Raw genomic sequence first — 17,403 nt, forward strand, 5'->3', positions numbered from 1 at the left:
AGCGTCGTTTTATTTTTGGATGCGGTTAATTTCGACGCCCGCTTTTTCGAGCAAATCGTTAATGACGTAACCGGCAGCCACAAGTCCTGCAACCGATGGGACGAAGGCGTTCGAACTCGGTGGCATCTTCGCTTTGCGGATCGGAGCGTCTTTCTTCCCGACGACTTCATTCACGTCTTCGCGTGTCACGATCGGAGATTCATCTGAGAAGACGACCGGAACACCTTTGTAGATTTTTTCTTTACGTAGACGGGTACGGACCATCTTCGCGATCGGGTCGTATGACGTGTCTTTAATGTCGACGACTTTGATACGTGTCGGGTCCATCTTGTTTGCCATCCCCATACTCGAGATGACCGGGATGCCGCGACGCTTACATTCCACGATTAAATGGATCTTATAAATGATCGTATCTGAGGCGTCGATGACGTAATCGATATTTTGAGCGAAGAACTCTTCGTATGTCTCTTCAGTATAGAACATTTTCAATTGGACAAGGTCTAAGTCCGGGTTAATGTCGAGAAGACGTTTCCCCATCGCTTCGACTTTCGGTTGACCGACTGTCGACAATAATGCATGGATTTGACGGTTGACGTTCGTGATGTCGATATCATCTTTGTCGACGAGGACGATGCGCCCGACGCCACTACGCGCAAGTGCCTCTGCCGCAAACGAGCCGACGCCACCAATTCCTAAAATCGCGACCGTTTTATTCTTTAATGCATCAAGGCCTTCAGAGCCGATGGCCAATTCATTTCGTGAAAACTGGTGTAACATATTTCTTCCTCCAACTAATTCTATTTTCTCATACTATTTTACTCGGAATTATAATCAAAAAAAAGACGTCTCGCGACGTATTTACAAAAAAATCGATGGGGCCCGGAGTGCCGTGACGATGCCCTGCTTTTGAACCTGCGTATGCAGGTGGGTGACCTAGCGTTTCCTTCACAAGTCCTCCTGCACGTGATGAGGCAGTTGATCTGGTTAGCAGTTCGGTCTCCCGTATTCAAAGTGTTGGCTCAAAATAACGAAGGCGGCTCTCGTACACCTCAGGTATCCCATCTGTTGATTTAACTATAGCGCTTCTGTAAAAAGAAGTCAATGAGAAACACCGACTTCTCGTGACAGTTTGGTCACAACCATTTGTTACGAAACGCACGATCTGGGTCATACGTGAACTGTTGACGATCGATGTTGAAACGTCGGTCGCGTGAGTCGTTTCCGACACCCGCCTGGTACGCCCAATTCCCCCAATTGCTCGCGACATCGTAATCGATCAGTTTCGATTCAAAGTAGGCAGCCCCGTAGCGCCAGTCCTGCTTTAACTCTTTGGCAAAATAATTGGCCACGATTTGCCGTCCCCGATTGGACATCCAGCCCGTCGCATTCAATTCGCGCATGAACGCATCAACGAAATCGACGCCGGTCTCTCCCCGCCGCCACTTTTCAATGACATCCGCCTCGACGCGCCAGTCTTTTCGTTTCGACCGAATGCCTTGTGCCCGAAACAATTTCTTCCCTTGTTCGAGCGCAACCCATTGGAAAAATTCACGCCACAAGAGTTCAAAGTAGAGCCAATAGGTCGATTCGTTCACTCCATGCGTTCGTTCATGCGCTTCAAGTTCAAAGAATACCCGTCGTGGCGATAACGATCCGTTCGCTAAATACGCAGACAACTTCGTCGAGTCATCGACCCCAAATCCATTCCTCGTCTCTTTATATGTTCGAATCGGTACGGACAAATAGTCATTCAATCGACGCTTTGCTGCCAGTTCGCCACCTTTAAACGGAAATGCTGACCTCGGGTCCTGCTCGATTTCTTGCATCGGAAACGGGAAAGTTACCTCGCGTGTGGCAGCAGTCGCTTTTCGGGAGATCAATTCACGAGGACGGACATCATATTCGACCGCTTTTCGAAACTCCGTAAAGAGAAACGGCAATTTCTCAAACGGGATGTCATTCTCTTCAAATAACGTGAATCCAGCGAACGCCTCGTACTCCCCTTTCCACTTTTTCATCACCTCATCTTCACGCCGGCGCTCATTGTACCCGATGGCCCGTTGAAACAAGAGACGGTCATTCGGATCGAGCGTTTCGAGCGGATGACCGACATGAACAAAAAATGGGATTCCAAGCGCATCCAATGAACCGGCCACATCCTCTAACGACTCCTTCAGGAAATGGAGTCGTTCGCTCCCGAGCGGAATGACGCCATAACGATTTTCAACGAGCTGTTTTGGACTGATAAAGTAATGACCTTCAATCGGATCATCATGACGCAATGCTTCCTCGAGGGGTAAATGATCATCGACACGCAAATCGTTTTGATACCAAATGATTGTTTTCATAAATAGACCTCCTCCATTCCTTAGTATGATGGGTTTATATACGGTCCATAAGAATAGAATGTGCTAGAGATATGTTTTTAAAATCAATTTGTGTGGAATATATTGTTCTAGAAGAGAAAGGGGTGCAGCATAATGGCTAAGAAAGGCAAAATGGGAACACTGATTAAAATCGCGACGGCGGTCGCTCCGTTCGTCTACGATTACTATAAAAAGAACAAAGCAAAGAAATCACCGAAGAAATGAATCCAACGTCTCAGCCAACAAGCTGAGGCGTTTTTTTCATGTTTTCAAATCGAATGTGCTAAGATAAATTAATCATTTCATGGAAACGAGGCGATGTTCGTGCAAGTCCGATCCATCCACTTTTTACGTATTCTCCTCAAATGGGGTCTTTTCATGACCGGGCTGTTCTTACTCGCACTCGGGTCATCCATCATGATCACGGCAGATCTCGGTGTCTCCACCTGGGACGTCCTCCATATCGGGATTGCCCATCACCTTCCGATTTCAATCGGAACTGTCATCTTATGCGTGGGACTTCTACTCGTCCTGTTCAAATACATACTCGACCGGATCCGCCCTCAATTCGGTACGCTCGTCAACGCGGTCTTTGTCGGGGTATTTATGAACCTGATCTTAAACGAGCAATGGCTCCCGACATTCGATGGCTTATTTGTAAACGTCGTTTGGCTCACGTTCGGGATATTCGTCATGGGGATGGGAGCCGGCTTGTACGTCGCTGTCGGATATGGAGCCGGTCCACGCGATGGACTAACACTCGCCTTAGCAGACCGTTTTAATACGTCTGTCCGTTCCATGCGGACCTGGATGGAGCTGGTCGCCTGTCTCATCGGTTGGGCGCTTGGTGGACCGCTCTTCTTCGGTACCGTCCTATCCATCTTCCTCATCGGACCGTTCTTCCAGTTCTGGTTGGAACGCTTCCGTCTGTTCATCGCCTACATCGATCGCCTGAAAGTCAAATTTGCATGAAAAAGAGAGGGATCACCCCTCTCTTTTTATGTGTTCGGAATCAAGACGATTTTTCCGAATTTACCCGATTGTTTGAAATAGGTTTGTGCCTCACGCGCCTCTTCGAGTGGGAACGTCCGATCAATGACCGGTTTTAGCTTCCCTTCTGCAATCGACCGCAACATTTCTGCGAACTCATGACGTGTCCCGAGTACAGACCCGTACATGGCGATATGCTTCAAGTAGAGTGTCCGGAAATCGAGATGGGTCGTCTGTCCACCGGCAGAACCGGAAATACAGAACTTCCCACCCTTCTTCAATACTTGAAGAGACACATCAAACAACGCATCCCCGACAACGTCAAGCACGGCATCGACCGGTCCTCCGTTCGCAGCGATGATGTCCTCGGCGAGCGTCTCAGAACGATAAGAAAAGACTTCCGTCGCCCCGAACGCCTTTAACTCTTTCTCATTTTTCAAATCACCGACGATGGCGAACACTTTCGCACCAAAAACGTTCGCGGCAATTTGAACGTTGAGCGAACCGACGCCACCGCTCGCGCCTGTGACGACAATCGTTTCACCGGAACGGATGTGTAACTGCTCGTTCATATGCCATGCCGTGAGTCCGCTCACAGAAAAGACCGCACTTTCGACAAAATCATCGAGTGGCATATCAAAACAAAGGTCAGCCGGCCAGGCGACGTATTCTGCGTAACCTCCGTCATATTCCGACCCGATGAAGGACATATCGTCCGACAAATGTTCTTTTCGTTCAGGACCGCTCGAGGTGAACGGGAATAAGACGACGTGTCGTCCCATCATCCCTTGGTCGACCCCATCCCCGAGCTCGACGATTTCTCCTGTGATATCCGATCCTGGGATACGCGGGAACTGAACGCCTTCCGGACGCCAACCTGACTTCTCACCAGTTCCGTACGCCCCTTCTCGCATCCATATTTCTGTATTGTTAATGGCACAGGCGCGTACCTTGATCAGCACTTCTCCAGTTTTTGGTGTCGGTTTTGGGATATCGACCACTTGGAGTTGATCGACATCACCGTATCCTACGACTTGTACAGCTTTCATGGTGAATCTTCCTCCTTCTCTTTCGTTCATCCATATGTATTTACCCACGAACCACCTATATCACGCCAGAAAGGTCACCTTTTAGAGAGGTGACCTTCCGTTTACAGTTGTTGACGTTGTAATAGGTTCGTGAAGACGCCGCCTTTTTGGCTAAGCTCTTCATGCGTTCCATCTTCTACGATTCCTTCCGCCGTCACGACAAGAATGCGATCGGCGTTTTTTACTGTCGCTAAACGGTGGGCGATGATAAGCGTCGTCCGATTCGCAGCCAGTTCATTGAGTGAATCTTGAATGATGGCCTCCGTTTCCGTGTCGAGCGCCGAGGTCGCCTCATCCAAAATTAAAATCGGCGGATTTTTCAAGAACATGCGCGCAATGGCGATGCGTTGTTTCTGACCACCCGAGAGCTTCAGTCCACGTTCCCCGATTTGTGTGTCGAGACCGTGCTCGAGTTCCTCGACGAGCGTCCCAAGATGTGCCTTCTCGACCGCATGCATGATATCCGCATCGGTCGCATCGAGCTTCCCGTAAGCGATATTCTCACGTAGTGTACCCGCAAACAAGAAGACGTCCTGTTGCACGATTCCGATTTGACGACGTAAGCTCTCTTTCGTCATGTCGCGGATATCCATGCCGTCGATTGAGATGGCACCATTCGTCACATCATAAAAGCGTGGGATGAGTGAACAGATGGTCGTTTTACCCGCTCCGCTCGTCCCAACTAATGCGACGGTCGTCCCTGCCTTGATCGACAAGTCAATATCCGTCAACACTTGACGGTAGTCCGAGTAGCCAAACGAGACGTCGTCAAAGACGATATCGCCTTTCAACGTCTCGACTTCAATCGCATTCGCACGATTCTCGATGTCTGGCTCCTCATCGAGCAACTGCGTGAATCGCTTGAACCCGGCCATCCCTTTCGGATACATTTCGAGAAGTGCCGTGATCTTTTCAATTGGCTTGATAAGTAAGTTCATGTACAAGATGAACCCGACGAGCTGTCCGTATGATAACTGACCCTCGTACGTTAAGTACGCCCCGTAGACGAGGACGAGCAACGTCATCAAACGCGTCGTGATATAAATGCCCGCGAGCGATGTACTCATGACGCGATATGCTTCAATCTTCGAGCCACGATAAAAGTTGTTGTCTTTTTGGAAACGTCCGATTTCAAACGCCTCGTTCGTAAACGACTGGACGACACGTGCCCCAGACACACTGTCCTCGACACGGGCGTTCACTTCCCCGATGTTCGTGTACATCTTTTGCCACGCCTTGTTCATATTCTTATTCGCATACGTGATCATGATGATCAGGAACGGTACCGCGACAACGGTGACGAGTGCGAGTTCCGGGTCAATCGAGAACATGATCCCGAACGCACCGAGTAACGTCATGATGGCGATAAAGAAGTCTTCCGGTCCGTGGTGCGCCACTTCCCCGATGTCGAACAAGTCGTTCGTGACCCGGCTCATCAAATGTCCGGTCTTATGATTATCAAAGAAGCGGAACGACTGTTTATGGATATGCGTGAACAACTCTTCCCGCATGTCCGTCTCGATGTTGATCCCGAGCTTGTGTCCCCAGTAGTTGACGACATACTGCATCATCATGGCCAATATGTATAGAATCAACAGACCAATGCTGACGATAATGATCCAGTTCCATTCCCCACCCGGCAACAAGTCGTCGATGAACCATTGAACGGCGAGCGGAAACCCGAGTTCAAGCAATCCGACGAGAATCGCGAATGAAAAATCGAGGATAAATAGCTTTTTATGTGGTCGATAATAACTAAAAAAACGTGAAATCATTCTCTTTCCCCCTTCTCAACACTCTAAGTGTACGCTTTTTTCCGAAAGGTGGAAAACAGGATGCATCCCTTTTTCATTCTTTTTTCAATCGGCGTATAATGAAAGTAAGGAGTGATACACATGCATGTACACATTACAGAACGTGCGCTCGAACGAATCGAGTCATTGAAAGGCGAACGTGAGGGACAAATGCACCTTTTCTATGAGACGGAAGGTTGCGGCTGTGGAAATAGCGGGATTTTCGAAATTCGATACGTCACGGAGAAAACCCCAGAAGACGTCGAAATCGAATCGAACCTTGGTCCGATCTTAATCAAAAACTGGACGAAAGTATTTTTAGACGAACAGATGAAAATCGATTTCCTTGAAGACCGTCGTACGCTCGTCTTGAAAAGTGACGGACAAGTATTCAATTCGAACCTTCTCGTCACGGACGGCACAGGTTGTCAGTTGAACGTCCCGAGCCGATGAAACAGACGCTGAAACAACATCCGAAACTCCTTATTCTCTTTTTCGTGAGTTTCGGGATCGGGCTGCTTGGGATTTATTTAGCGTTCATCGATTCAGTCTATACGATGTCCGCAGTCATCGCCTCGCTGTTTGCATTCGGTTTTGCGTTGCAACGAACAGCAAAGTATATGCAGCGCGATGAGGAAAAGAATTAAGGGAGATACCGTCTTTTAGGGACGAATCTTCCTTTTTTACATATAAAAGAAAAGGGTTCGCATTTGCGAACCTCCTCTCTTCATAAAACCGTACTACCGATGACATTTATCGTTTTACTTCACATCAATGACATAGAAACGAACCAATCCCTCACCATCTAATTCAGCATACGCTAATTTGCCATCTTTAAAGACCGGCTTGGATACCGTTCCACCGTCATTCGGTAAATACGAAACGGTCTCTTCTTTTAAATCCGCGATGAGCAATCGATTCATCCCTTCACGGAACAAAATATAATCGTCACGCAAATAACGAAACGCATCGAACGTAATGTTTTTCTGCGAACCGTTATATACGTATTTCACGGGGGACGGAGTTGCGGATAAAAATTCGACTCTTCCTTCTTTACCCAGAGAGACAAACTTGCTTCCTCGTTCGAAATCAATCAATGCCCCACCTTCTTCATCAAATGAACCATCGGTCGTGACTAATCGGCTTGTCAGGTCACCTTCGTTGAAGACACTTTTATGTAGGATTAATCCTTCCTCACCCGAGCGATAATCAAAGATATATTCTCCGTCACGCTTTCCCTCTTCTTGGAGCGTGAATACCTCAATCGTTTGAATCGAATCAGACATCGGCGAGAACTGCATGACCGTCGTCTTCGTATCCGACGCCGACGCCTCATAATCGACCCATGTGACGGTATCATCGGAAGCTGTTACATAAGGAACGGGCGTCTCAAATCGACTAGTCCCTTCCGCTATTTGTTCAGGTTTTTGTTCGTCCAACGACATCGTAAAAATCGACCATTCATATGCATACCCTTCAGCCTGTGCATATTCAACCCAAAACACTTCATCTTGAATCCCGACAAGATTCCCAATCGTTTTTGAGGACGTATGAATAAGATCGTTTGTATTACGCTCCGTATCGTACACATTTATTTGACTGCTGCTTTCTTCAATCAACTCCGTATAGACGATTCGGTTGCCAGTGATGTGCTCTGGTGCGATCATCGGTACTTGATCTGCAAAGAATAAAGATAAGTCATACGATTCCACTTCCCCAATCGGTTCGCTCTCTCCCGCACTTTGTAAACGGATGGCTGGTTCCGATGTTTCCTCCGGTTCGGATGTTGCTGGTGCATCCGGTGTCGATTCTGTCGTCGACTCCGTCTTTTGAACAACCTCTTCCACTTCTGGTGCAGCTTTTCTGTCATCCGTACACCCGGATAACATCGTTGCAACCCCTAGACATACCCCTAATGCCAACGTATTAATTCGCTTCAACATTTCCCCTACTTTCAAAATACATTTTATTCCATAATCGTATCATAACCTTATACAAATTTGTCAGAAAAATATAAAAAAGGATTCGCCGAGAACGACGAATCCTGTTTAAGCGTATTATTTTTTCTCTTTTACTGCCGTACGAATCGACAACTCTTCAAGTTGCGCGTCCGCGACCGGGCTCGGTGCTTGCGTGAGCAAGTCGCTTGCCGAAGCCGTTTTCGGGAAGGCAATCGTGTCGCGAAGGTTCGAACGACCAGCAAGAATCATGACGAGACGGTCGAGACCGAGTGCGATTCCCGCGTGTGGTGGTGTACCGTATTCGAACGCTTCGAGTAAGAATCCGAACTGTTCAACTGCTTCTTCTTGCGTGAAGCCGAGCAATTTGAACATGCGCTCCTGGATGTCACGCTCGTAAATACGCTGTGAACCACCGCCGAGCTCGTAACCGTTCAAGACGAGGTCATACGCGATGGCGCGTACGCTTGCCGGGTCTGTCTCGAGAAGGTGAAGGTCTTCACGGTTTGGCATCGTGAACGGGTGGTGGTTCGCATAGAAACGACCGTCTTCTTCTTCAAACGTCACGAGTGGGAAGTCTGTCACCCATAGGAAGTTGAATTTCGACTCGTCGATGAGACCGAGGTCGTGTCCGAGTTTGACGCGGAGTGCGCCAAGGCTGTCTGCGACGACAATTGGTTTCGATGCGACGAAGAGAAGAAGGTCACCCGCTTCTGCATTCGTTGCTTCGATCAACTTCTGTGCGTACGTTTCGTCGAAGAACTTCGCGATCGGACCGTTCAAGCCTTCCGCTGTCACTTTGAGCCATGCGAGACCTTTCGCACCGTAGACCGCTGTGAACTCTTGAAGCTTGTCGATGTCTTTACGTGAGAAGTTGTCCGCCTCACCTTTGACATTGATTGCTTTGACTTGCCCGTTTGATTCGAGTGCGGCGTCGAATACTTTGAAGCCCGCACCTTTAACGGCGTCAGCTACGTCGATGAGTTCGAGGCCGAAACGTGTGTCCGGTTTATCTGAACCGAAACGGCGCATCGCTTCTTCATGAGTCATGCGTTCAAATTTCGCTGGTGTGTCCGTGCGACCGAGCGTCGATTCCATGACTTGTCCCATCATTGATTCCATCATCGCCATCAAGTCTTCGATGTCCATGAAGCTCGTCTCGATGTCGACTTGCGTGAACTCAGGTTGACGGTCTGCACGAAGGTCTTCGTCACGGAAGCAGCGTGCGATTTGGAAGTAACGGTCAAATCCTGCGACCATGAGCAACTGTTTGAAGAGCTGTGGTGATTGTGGGAGTGCGTAGAACTCACCACCGTGGACACGGCTCGGTACGAGATAGTCACGTGCGCCTTCTGGTGTCGACTTCGTCAAAATCGGTGTTTCGACTTCGAGGAACTCTTGCTCCGTCAAGAAGTTACGAATCGTGTTCGACGTCTTCGAGCGGAGACGGAACGTCTCTTGAAGCGCTGGACGACGAAGGTCGAGGTAACGGTATTTGAGGCGAAGGTCTTCTGAGACGTTTTCCGCTTCATCACCGATCGGGATTGGTGTCATCTTCGCCGCGTTCAAGATGTTGATCTCAGACGCGATGACTTCGATGTTTCCTGTCGGCATGTTCGGGTTCTTGTTCTCACGTTCGAGAACCGTTCCTTTCACGTCGAGGACATATTCGCTACGAATCGTTTCCGCGAGTTGGTGGACTGCTTCGTTTTCCGGGCGTACGACGACTTGGACGATCCCTGTGCGGTCACGAAGGTCGATGAAGATGAGTCCCCCGAGGTCACGTCGTTTTTGTACCCATCCTTTTAATTGTACTTCTTGGCCGATGAGTGACTCTGTCACGCGGCCGTTCATATGTGTGCGTCCGATCATTGTCCTGCTCCTTCCGATAGTTCACGAATTTTGTCTGCGACGGCCGAGAGTGGCACGTCGACTTGTTCACCAGTCGTCATATCTTTCAAGGCGGCTGCCCCGCGCTCGACTTCGTCATCCCCTAAGATGACTGTGAACTTGGCTTTCAGGCGGTCCGCCTGTTTGAATTGTCCTTTGAACTTGCGTCCTTGGTAATCACGGTCAGCCTTGAACCCTTCCATGCGGAGGAGTTGCAAGAGGCGTGTCGCCGTTAGTTCAACTTCCTTCTCACCTTGCGCAACGATGAAGACATCAAGACCTGTCTCGAGTTCAGGTAAAACTCCTTCATTCTCCAATGCGAGGATGAGGCGTTCCAACCCGATCCCGAAACCGATTCCCGGCATGTCCGGTCCGCCGATATCTTGTACGAGACCGTTGTAGCGTCCACCGCCACAAAGTGTCGTGATGGCTCCGAACCCTTCTGCCTCAGACATGATTTCAAACGCCGTGTGTGTGTAATAATCGAGCCCACGAACGAGCGTCGGGTCGACTTCATAAGCGACACCGAGTGCGTCGAGCTGTGCGAGCACTTGGTCGAAATAGGCTTTCGATTCTTCGTTCAAATATTCAAGGATTGACGGTGCTGTCTTCATCGACGGGTGATCGCGGTCGACCTTACAATCCAAGATGCGAAGCGGGTTCTTGTAAAGACGTGACTGGCAGTCTTGGCAAAGTTCGTCTGCCACCGGCTCGAAGTGACGGATGAGTGCATCGCGGTGGGCGTTGCGGCTTTCCGCGTCCCCAAGCGAGTTGACGACGACTTTGATTTTCTGAAGCCCAAACGACTTGTAGATCGAGTAGGCGAGGCTGATGACCTCAGCGTCAACGGCAGGGTCGCTACTGCCGATTGCTTCGACACCGTATTGGTGAAGCTGACGGAAGCGGCCTTTTTGCGGACGCTCATAGCGGAACATCGGTCCCATGTAGTAGAGCTTCGTCGGTTGGTCCGGATTTCCGAACAGTTTGTTCGTCACGAACGCACGGACGACAGATGCCGTTCCTTCTGGGCGAAGTGTGTACTCGTCTTTCCCTTTCTTCACGAGTGTGAACATCTCTTTTTGTACGATGTCCGTCGTTTCCCCGACACTGCGTGTGAACAGGTTCGTTGTTTCAAAGATTGGTGTGCGGATCTCTTTATAGTTGTAACGGGCGCTCATGTCGCGAAGTTTTTCCTCGACATATTGCCACGTCTCGACCGTGCCCGGAAGCAGGTCTTGTGTACCGCGTGGTGCTTTCATCATCACATTTCCCTCCTTAAAAAATACAAAAAGGCCCTCGTCCGCAAAGGGACGAGAGCCTGTGTAAGTTTCCCGTGGTACCACCCTCGTTGCAGAGCCATTACTTGAAACTCTGCCACTCGAAATCGGTTAACGCCCGATGAGACGGCTCCCCCTACTTATTTTCAAGGGAGCACCTCCAAAGTGTCGTTCGGGTCATCATCCAGTCGATGCTTTCAGCCAAGGCATCGCTCTCTTTGCTGGTGGGTTGACCGTACTCTTCTTTATCATAGGTGTTTGACTATATGCTTCATGATGCCGAATCAAGCCGGCATCTGTCAAGCGTTTTTTTCGAGCATGAGTGTGACCGGTCCGTCATTGACGAGTGCGACGTCCATCATCGCACCGAAGCGTCCCGTCTCGACGACGAGCCCGTTTGACCGGAGTCGCTCATTGAATTTTTCATAGAGCGTCTCGGCCATGTCCGGTTTTGCGGCCTTTGTAAAAGCAGGTCGCCGTCCTTTCATCGTATCTCCATACAATGTGAATTGCGAGACCGACAAGATTTGACCGGACACATCTTGAATCGATAAGTTCATCTTTTCTTGATCGTCCTCGAAGACGCGAAGTCCGGTCACCTTATCGGCGAGCCAGTTCACTTCTTCTTCAGTATCTTCATGTGTCACACCGACGAGAAGCAAGTATCCGGCGTTGATTGCCCCGACGACTTCTTCCTCGACTGTGACCGATGCTTCTTTCACTCGTTGCAATAATACACGCACGTTCCTCTTCCTTTCGTCACGTCATCATGACTCGGCTGACCGAATACACGTCTGAGATTTGTTTGATGCGCTCGACGACTTTCTGCAAGTGATTCACGTTCGGAATCGAGATCGTCATCGAGATGCGGGCTTGTTTGTTTTGGTCGCCCCGACCGCTGACGGCCACGATATTCGTATTCGTCGCCGATACTGCTTGAAGGACGTCGTTCAAGAGACCTGAACGATCATATCCCGTGATCTCAATATCGACGTTATAGTTCTTCTCTTTCGCCTGTCCGACTTCCCATTCGACGTCAAGGAGACGCTCCGGATGTTGCTCGTTGACGATGTTCAAGCAGTCTTTCCGGTGAATCGAGACCCCGCGTCCACGGGTGATATATCCGACGATTTCATCTCCCGGGACCGGGTTACAGCAACGGCTCATACGGACGAGCATATTGTCGATTCCTTTGACCGTTACGCCCGCTTCCGTCGTTTTCTTCTTCGGTGCCTGACTGACTTTTAGTTCGCTGATCGCTTCAGAAAGTTCGAGTTTCGGCTCTTTCCGCTGTTTTTCCGTCAATTTATGTGCGACTTGAGCGGCCGTGATGCCTTGGTAACCGACAGCGGCATACATCTCTTCCTCGTTCCCGAAGTTGAACTTCTCGACGACGATACTGAGTGCCGGCTCATCGATAATCTCTTTCGGTTCAAAACCAAGCTTCTTGATTTCTGCCTCGACGAGATCTTTCCCTTTCTCGACGTTCTCTTCACGCTGTTGACGTTTGAACCATTGACGAATCTTGTTCTTCGCCTGACTCGAAACAGCGAGTTTCAACCAGTCCTTACTCGGTCCATAACTGTGCTTCGACGTGATGATTTCAATGATGTCACCCGTCTCGAGTTTGTAGTCGAGCGGGACCATCCGACCGTTCACTTTCGCACCTGTCATCCGATGGCCGATCTCCGTATGGATCCGGTAGGCGTAGTCGATCGGGACAGAGCCTTTCGGCAATTCGAATACGTCCCCTTTTGGTGTGAAGACATAGAGCATATCACTAAAGAAGTCGACTTTAAGCGACTCCATGAATTCCTCGGCATCGGTCGTATCTTTTTGAAGCTCAAGAATCTCACGAAGGTGCGCAATCTTCTCGTCAAACCCGTTCGTCGAGACGTTTTTGCCTTCTTTATACGCCCAGTGTGCCGCAATCCCGAACTCGGCGATGAAATGCATGTCTTTCGTCCGAATCTGGACTTCAAGCGGTTCACCTTTCGGACCGATCACGGTCGTATGGAGCGACTGGTACATGTTCGGCTTCGGCATGGCGATATAATCTTTGAAGCGCCCTGGCATCGGCTTGTATTGCGTATGGATGATCCCAAGTACCGCATAACAATCGCGAATCGAGTCGACGATAATGCGGACCGCCATCAAATCATAAATTTCATTGAATTCTTTTTTATGCTTCACCATCTTATTGTAGATGGAATAGATATGTTTCGGTCGGCCGTTCACGTCGGCATCAATATGCACTTCTTCAAGAACTCCGTTCACTTCCGTGATGACAGAAGTGACGAGCGCTTCTCGTTCCGTCCGCTTCTGTTTCATCATCGAGACGATCTTGTAGTATTGCTGCGGGTTGATATAACGTAACGAAATATCCTCGAGCTCCCACTTGATCGTCGAGATCCCCATCCGGTGTGCGAGCGGGGCAAAGATTTCAAGCGTTTCTTCGGCCTTTTGCACTTGCTTTTCTTTCGGCATATGCTGAAGTGTCCGCATGTTGTGAAGACGGTCCGCGAGTTTGATCAAGATGACGCGCACGTCTTCTGCCATCGCGATAATCATCTTCCGATGGTTCTCGGCGAGTTCTTCTTTTTTCGACTTGTATTTAATCTTACCAAGTTTCGTGACGCCATCGACGAGCATGGCCACGTCCGGACCAAAGTCGTCCGTCAATTGCTGTAACGAAATGTCCGTATCTTCGACAACATCATGTAAAAGCGCTCCGATAATCGTCGTGGCATCTAAGCCGATATCAACGAGAATACCGGCCACTTGGACCGGATGGAGGATATAGGGCTCGCCCGAACGTCGGAACTGACCGGTATGATGAAGTTTTGCGTATTCGTAAGCGCGTTTCACTTCGGCTATATCGTCGTCACCCATATACTCCCCGAGCGCGTCGAGAAGATCCTCAATACTTACGATTTGTTTTTTGGTCATAACATTCGACACCCTTTTTCTTACCGCTCCAATCGACTCAGATTCGTCGCAGCATGGTAGTAGTTTATATACAAGATTCTCTAATTTTTATAACCATTATCGAAAAAATCTGACGACCTGTCAAAGGTTGTAGGTTATTTTCCTCAAAAACTATTCAAAAACGGGAAGCATATGCTTCCCGTTTAAACATTAGTCTTCGTATCGGATGAGTGAGAAGACGTCATATCCTTCAAGACGCTCACGTCCACCGAGTCCGTCGAGTTCAATCAAGAACCCGATTCCTGCCACAACTCCACCGAGTTGTTCAATCATTTTGATTGTCGCTTCAATCGTACCACCTGTTGCGAGCAAGTCGTCGAGGATGACGACTTGTTGTCCAGGTTGGATTGAATCTTTGTGCATCGTTAAGATGTCTGTTCCGTACTCGAGACCGTATGATACACGTACTGTCTCACGTGGTAACTTTCCTTCTTTACGTACAGGTACGAACCCGAGTTCAAGTGCATATGCTGCCGGGCAACCGACGACAAATCCGCGCGCTTCCGGTCCAGCAATCAACTCTGCTCCACGTTCACGTGCATAAGCGACGAGCTCATCTACCGATTTCTTGTAGACTTCGCCATTTTGCATGAGTGACGTGATGTCTTTGAAGCTGATTCCTTCCTTCGGGTAATCCGCTACTTCTTTAATATGATGTTTGAAATCCATTTTATGTGTATGCCTCCTGCATCTTGTTCGATCGCAACGATTGTAACCGCTCTTTGAGCTCCGCCAATGACGCGTATACGAAACGCTCTTCGAGTTGTTGGCGCCCAATCCGGCGTTGATAGCACGGCGCCTCGGTCAAATCGCGTTTCGGTGCTTCTGGATTGACTCCAGGCAGTCCGTCTTCCATTGTAACAAGAAATTCGAGTTCAGAGAATACTTGATGCATAAATTGAATCGTATTTTTTGACCATTTTCGCTCTTTTGACAGACGAATCAGGTTTTCACGTAGATTTTTCCGTTCGCATGTCGCCATGTGTACGTAATACGTTCGGAAATCCTCACGCGAAGGAAGTCGTTCAAAGAACGAGTCTCCTTGACCGAACGCGCAATAAATACGCTCGACGCCTTCATGGAGTTTTTCCGCAAGAACGTCTTCATCGTCAGGCAAATCGAGCAGGACGACGAAACGATTGAGCGGCTCATCTCCTTCATGGAGCGGGTAGTCTTCCGTTGTTCCCTGGAACGATAAGAACGACGTATGTTCTTTCGGTAAGTCCTTCAGCTCTTGTACCGATTTTTTCTTCCCGCGATAGTCAAACACTTGGAAGTCATCGACGCGTAAGTCTTGAATCATGAGTTGAGGCTTTCGCATCCCGTTCCATTCATTCACTTGAAGACTGCCCATCACCGAAATGTGAGCCATCTGTGAGATTTCCGAGACGACATGTCCGAAACCGAAGCCGATGCCGTCGAGCTCACGCTTGTCTCCGGCGAGCTGCACTTTCAAGTGTGTCGCATCGCGTCCGATTTGACGAATGTCACGAAGTTTCGCATCTGCGACGACGACGCGTGGAGACGGGTTGCCCATGCCGAACGGCGCCAGTTTCGCAATCTCTGAAATCAAATCGAGCGAGACGTCATTGACCGTCAGCTTCAAATCGACGTTGACCCGCGGCACGAATACGTCATCTGGAATCCCATCTGCTTGGCGATTCAGTCGTTCGCGCAGTTCGGCGACGTTCTCGGACTGAAGCGTCATCCCAGCAGCGGCCGGATGCCCCCCGAAGTGCGGCAAGATGTCTTCATTTTTCGAGAGTTCTTTAAATAGGTCAAACCCATCAATCGAGCGACCCGATCCTTTCGCCTTGCCCGTCTCCGGGTCGTGGCAAAGGAGAATGACCGGACGATAGTACGCCTCGACGAGACGAGAGGCGACGATCCCGACGACACCCGGGTTCCACTTCTCACTCGCGACGACGAGCACACGGTCCTCGGTCATCGATGCCTCGACGAGTTCTTTCGCTTCAGCCGTAATCGTTTTGACGATGTCTTGACGTTGTTTATTCTGCTTATCGAGCTGTTTCGCAAGTTCGAGCGCTTCTTCGACGTGTTCGGCAAGGAGCATTTGCAGCGCCGGCATCGCTGAATCGAGACGTCCCGCCGCATTGATCCGTGGACCGAACGCGAAACCGACCGATTCTTCGTTTAACACACTATCACCGAGACCACACACTTCACGTAATGCTAAAATGCCAGGTCGTTTCGAGGCTTCGAGTGCCGCGATTCCTTTTTTCGCGAGCAATCGGTTCTCACCGTCGAGTGGGACGAGGTCAGCAATCGTTCCGAGGACGGCCAAATCAAGGAGTTCCTCTGGCATTCTTCCTAAAACGGCATGCGCCACTTTGAGGGCGACACCTGCACCGGCGAGTTTATCGTATGGATATCTCGGGTCGATGTGTGGGTGGATGATGGCATACGCGTCTGGGAGTGTCTCCTTCGGCTCGTGGTGGTCGGTGATGATCAAATCGACACCAAGGTCTTTTAACAGTGTCGCTTCTTCAATCCCTGAGATTCCACAGTCCACTGTGATCACCAAGGTGAACCCTTCGTTCGCTGCCCATTGGAACGCTTCCTTGTTCGGTCCATACCCTTCCGTGAAACGGTTTGGGATATAGCACTCGGCCATGACACCGATTTCGGTCAAGGCGTGCCACATGACCGAAGAGGCACTGACACCATCGACATCATAGTCGCCATAGATGAGTACCATCTCCCCCTCATCTGCAGCCTGCTTGATCCGGGATACGACTTTTTCCATCTGTCCAAACAAATACGGGTCATGAAAGACGAGTTCTTCCTCGGCATACAAAAATGCCTTGGCCGCTTCTACATCCTGATGTCCACGCTGAACAAGCAACGTCGCGAGTTGTGCTGATATATTTAATTCGTTTTGTAAACGTGTGACATCGTCCGGGTTCGTTTCCGGGTAGAGCCACTGTTTCTTCGAATGGTACATGTCCTTCACTCCAATCAATTGTAGATTATAGCAGACCACGTGAAAGATGTGCCGTCTTGACATTTAAAAAGGTCTCCCGTTTGAAGGG

General features: G+C 49.5%; 14 protein-coding genes, 1 other RNA gene and 1 other annotated feature. Of the genes, 3 read left to right on the forward strand and 12 right to left on the reverse strand.

The annotated features are described in order from the left end of the window. Positions 1–9: 9 nt before the first annotated feature. The 3 genes from ACQKD4_RS09010 to ACQKD4_RS09020 form a co-directional block, all read right to left on the reverse strand. Complete coding sequence (locus ACQKD4_RS09010; protein ID WP_214819470.1) at positions 10–777, reverse strand: tRNA threonylcarbamoyladenosine dehydratase; 768 nt, start codon at positions 775–777, stop codon at positions 10–12. Positions 778–872: 95 nt separating this feature from the next. Continuing rightward, positions 873–1,059: non-coding RNA, 6S RNA (gene ssrS / locus ACQKD4_RS09015), on the reverse strand. 74 nt (positions 1,060–1,133) lie between these two features. Further along, on the reverse strand, positions 1,134–2,348 hold the full coding sequence (locus ACQKD4_RS09020) for a DASH family cryptochrome (protein ID WP_427373076.1): 1,215 nt from the start codon (positions 2,346–2,348) through the stop codon (positions 1,134–1,136). A gap of 396 nt (positions 2,349–2,744) precedes the next feature. Between ACQKD4_RS09020 and ACQKD4_RS09025 the strand changes: the two genes are divergently transcribed. Beyond that, on the forward strand, positions 2,745–3,338 hold the full coding sequence (locus ACQKD4_RS09025) for a YczE/YyaS/YitT family protein (RefSeq protein ID WP_427373077.1): 594 nt from the start codon (positions 2,745–2,747) through the stop codon (positions 3,336–3,338). A 26-nt stretch (positions 3,339–3,364) separates the two neighbouring features. Here the strand turns inward: ACQKD4_RS09025 and ACQKD4_RS09030 are convergent, their stop codons facing one another. Together ACQKD4_RS09030 and ACQKD4_RS09035 are read right to left on the reverse strand one after the other, a co-directional pair. Further along, on the reverse strand, positions 3,365–4,405 hold the full coding sequence (locus ACQKD4_RS09030; protein ID WP_427373078.1) for an alcohol dehydrogenase family protein: 1,041 nt from the start codon (positions 4,403–4,405) through the stop codon (positions 3,365–3,367). A 101-nt stretch (positions 4,406–4,506) separates the two neighbouring features. Next, on the reverse strand, positions 4,507–6,219 hold the full coding sequence (locus ACQKD4_RS09035; RefSeq protein ID WP_214875321.1) for an ABC transporter ATP-binding protein: 1,713 nt from the start codon (positions 6,217–6,219) through the stop codon (positions 4,507–4,509). Positions 6,220–6,339: 120 nt separating this feature from the next. On the opposite strand from ACQKD4_RS09035, the gene ACQKD4_RS09040 reads away from it, so the two are divergent. Further along, positions 6,340–6,690, forward strand: coding sequence for an iron-sulfur cluster biosynthesis family protein (locus tag ACQKD4_RS09040; protein WP_214748512.1), 351 nt, complete (start codon positions 6,340–6,342; stop codon positions 6,688–6,690). After that, positions 6,663–6,884: a hypothetical protein gene (locus ACQKD4_RS09045; protein ID WP_427373079.1), complete on the forward strand. Its 222-nt coding sequence runs from the start codon at positions 6,663–6,665 to the stop codon at positions 6,882–6,884. Before ACQKD4_RS09040 ends, ACQKD4_RS09045 begins: the two co-directional genes overlap by 28 nt. A 114-nt stretch (positions 6,885–6,998) precedes the next feature. Here the strand turns inward: ACQKD4_RS09045 and ACQKD4_RS09050 are convergent, their stop codons facing one another. From ACQKD4_RS09050 to recJ, 7 genes are all read right to left on the reverse strand, one after another. Continuing rightward, entirely contained in the window at positions 6,999–8,177 is a 1,179-nt protein-coding gene (locus tag ACQKD4_RS09050; RefSeq protein WP_427373080.1) for a hypothetical protein, read from the reverse strand. A 117-nt stretch (positions 8,178–8,294) separates the two neighbouring features. Continuing rightward, on the reverse strand, positions 8,295–10,067 hold the full coding sequence (gene aspS / locus ACQKD4_RS09055; RefSeq protein ID WP_427373081.1) for an aspartate--tRNA ligase: 1,773 nt from the start codon (positions 10,065–10,067) through the stop codon (positions 8,295–8,297). Then, a complete protein-coding gene (hisS, locus tag ACQKD4_RS09060) occupies positions 10,064–11,344 on the reverse strand; it encodes a histidine--tRNA ligase (RefSeq protein WP_251126098.1) in 1,281 nt (426 codons plus the stop codon). The genes aspS and hisS overlap by 4 nt, the downstream gene beginning before the upstream one ends. Before the next feature lie 44 nt (positions 11,345–11,388). After that, positions 11,389–11,623 (reverse strand) — a binding site (T-box leader). Between the two features lie 38 nt (positions 11,624–11,661). Continuing rightward, positions 11,662–12,105, reverse strand: coding sequence for a D-aminoacyl-tRNA deacylase (gene dtd, locus ACQKD4_RS09065; RefSeq protein WP_031421442.1), 444 nt, complete (start codon positions 12,103–12,105; stop codon positions 11,662–11,664). A gap of 16 nt (positions 12,106–12,121) precedes the next feature. Then, positions 12,122–14,311: a RelA/SpoT family protein gene (locus ACQKD4_RS09070; RefSeq protein WP_211781458.1), complete on the reverse strand. Its 2,190-nt coding sequence runs from the start codon at positions 14,309–14,311 to the stop codon at positions 12,122–12,124. 189 nt (positions 14,312–14,500) lie between these two features. Next, positions 14,501–15,019: an adenine phosphoribosyltransferase gene (locus tag ACQKD4_RS09075; RefSeq protein ID WP_074035183.1), complete on the reverse strand. Its 519-nt coding sequence runs from the start codon at positions 15,017–15,019 to the stop codon at positions 14,501–14,503. Between the two features lies 1 nt (position 15,020). Further along, the gene (gene recJ, locus ACQKD4_RS09080; protein WP_427373082.1) at positions 15,021–17,315 is read right to left on the reverse strand and encodes a single-stranded-DNA-specific exonuclease RecJ; all 2,295 of its coding nucleotides are present in this window, start codon (positions 17,313–17,315) and stop codon (positions 15,021–15,023) included. Positions 17,316–17,403: the final 88 nt, after the last annotated feature.

It is taken from the genome of Exiguobacterium sp. NPDC077395 (assembly GCF_050269125.1).
GTDB lineage: Bacteria > Bacillota > Bacilli > Exiguobacteriales > Exiguobacteriaceae > Exiguobacterium > Exiguobacterium aestuarii_A.

Coding starts and splice junctions, on each gene's coding strand:
- hisS (WP_251126098.1), bottom strand. CDS start 11,344: ATGAAAGCACCACGCGGTACACAAGACCTGCTTCCGGGCACGGTCGAG.
- aspS (WP_427373081.1), bottom strand. CDS start 10,067: ATGATCGGACGCACACATATGAACGGCCGCGTGACAGAGTCACTCATC.
- ACQKD4_RS09025 (WP_427373077.1), top strand. CDS start 2,745: ATGACCGGGCTGTTCTTACTCGCACTCGGGTCATCCATCATGATCACG.
- ACQKD4_RS09035 (WP_214875321.1), bottom strand. CDS start 6,219: ATGATTTCACGTTTTTTTAGTTATTATCGACCACATAAAAAGCTATTT.
- ACQKD4_RS09070 (WP_211781458.1), bottom strand. CDS start 14,311: ATGACCAAAAAACAAATCGTAAGTATTGAGGATCTTCTCGACGCGCTC.
- ACQKD4_RS09010 (WP_214819470.1), bottom strand. CDS start 777: ATGTTACACCAGTTTTCACGAAATGAATTGGCCATCGGCTCTGAAGGC.
- ACQKD4_RS09020 (WP_427373076.1), bottom strand. CDS start 2,348: ATGAAAACAATCATTTGGTATCAAAACGATTTGCGTGTCGATGATCAT.
- ACQKD4_RS09040 (WP_214748512.1), top strand. CDS start 6,340: ATGCATGTACACATTACAGAACGTGCGCTCGAACGAATCGAGTCATTG.
- ACQKD4_RS09030 (WP_427373078.1), bottom strand. CDS start 4,405: ATGAAAGCTGTACAAGTCGTAGGATACGGTGATGTCGATCAACTCCAA.
- recJ (WP_427373082.1), bottom strand. CDS start 17,315: ATGTACCATTCGAAGAAACAGTGGCTCTACCCGGAAACGAACCCGGAC.
- ACQKD4_RS09075 (WP_074035183.1), bottom strand. CDS start 15,019: ATGGATTTCAAACATCATATTAAAGAAGTAGCGGATTACCCGAAGGAA.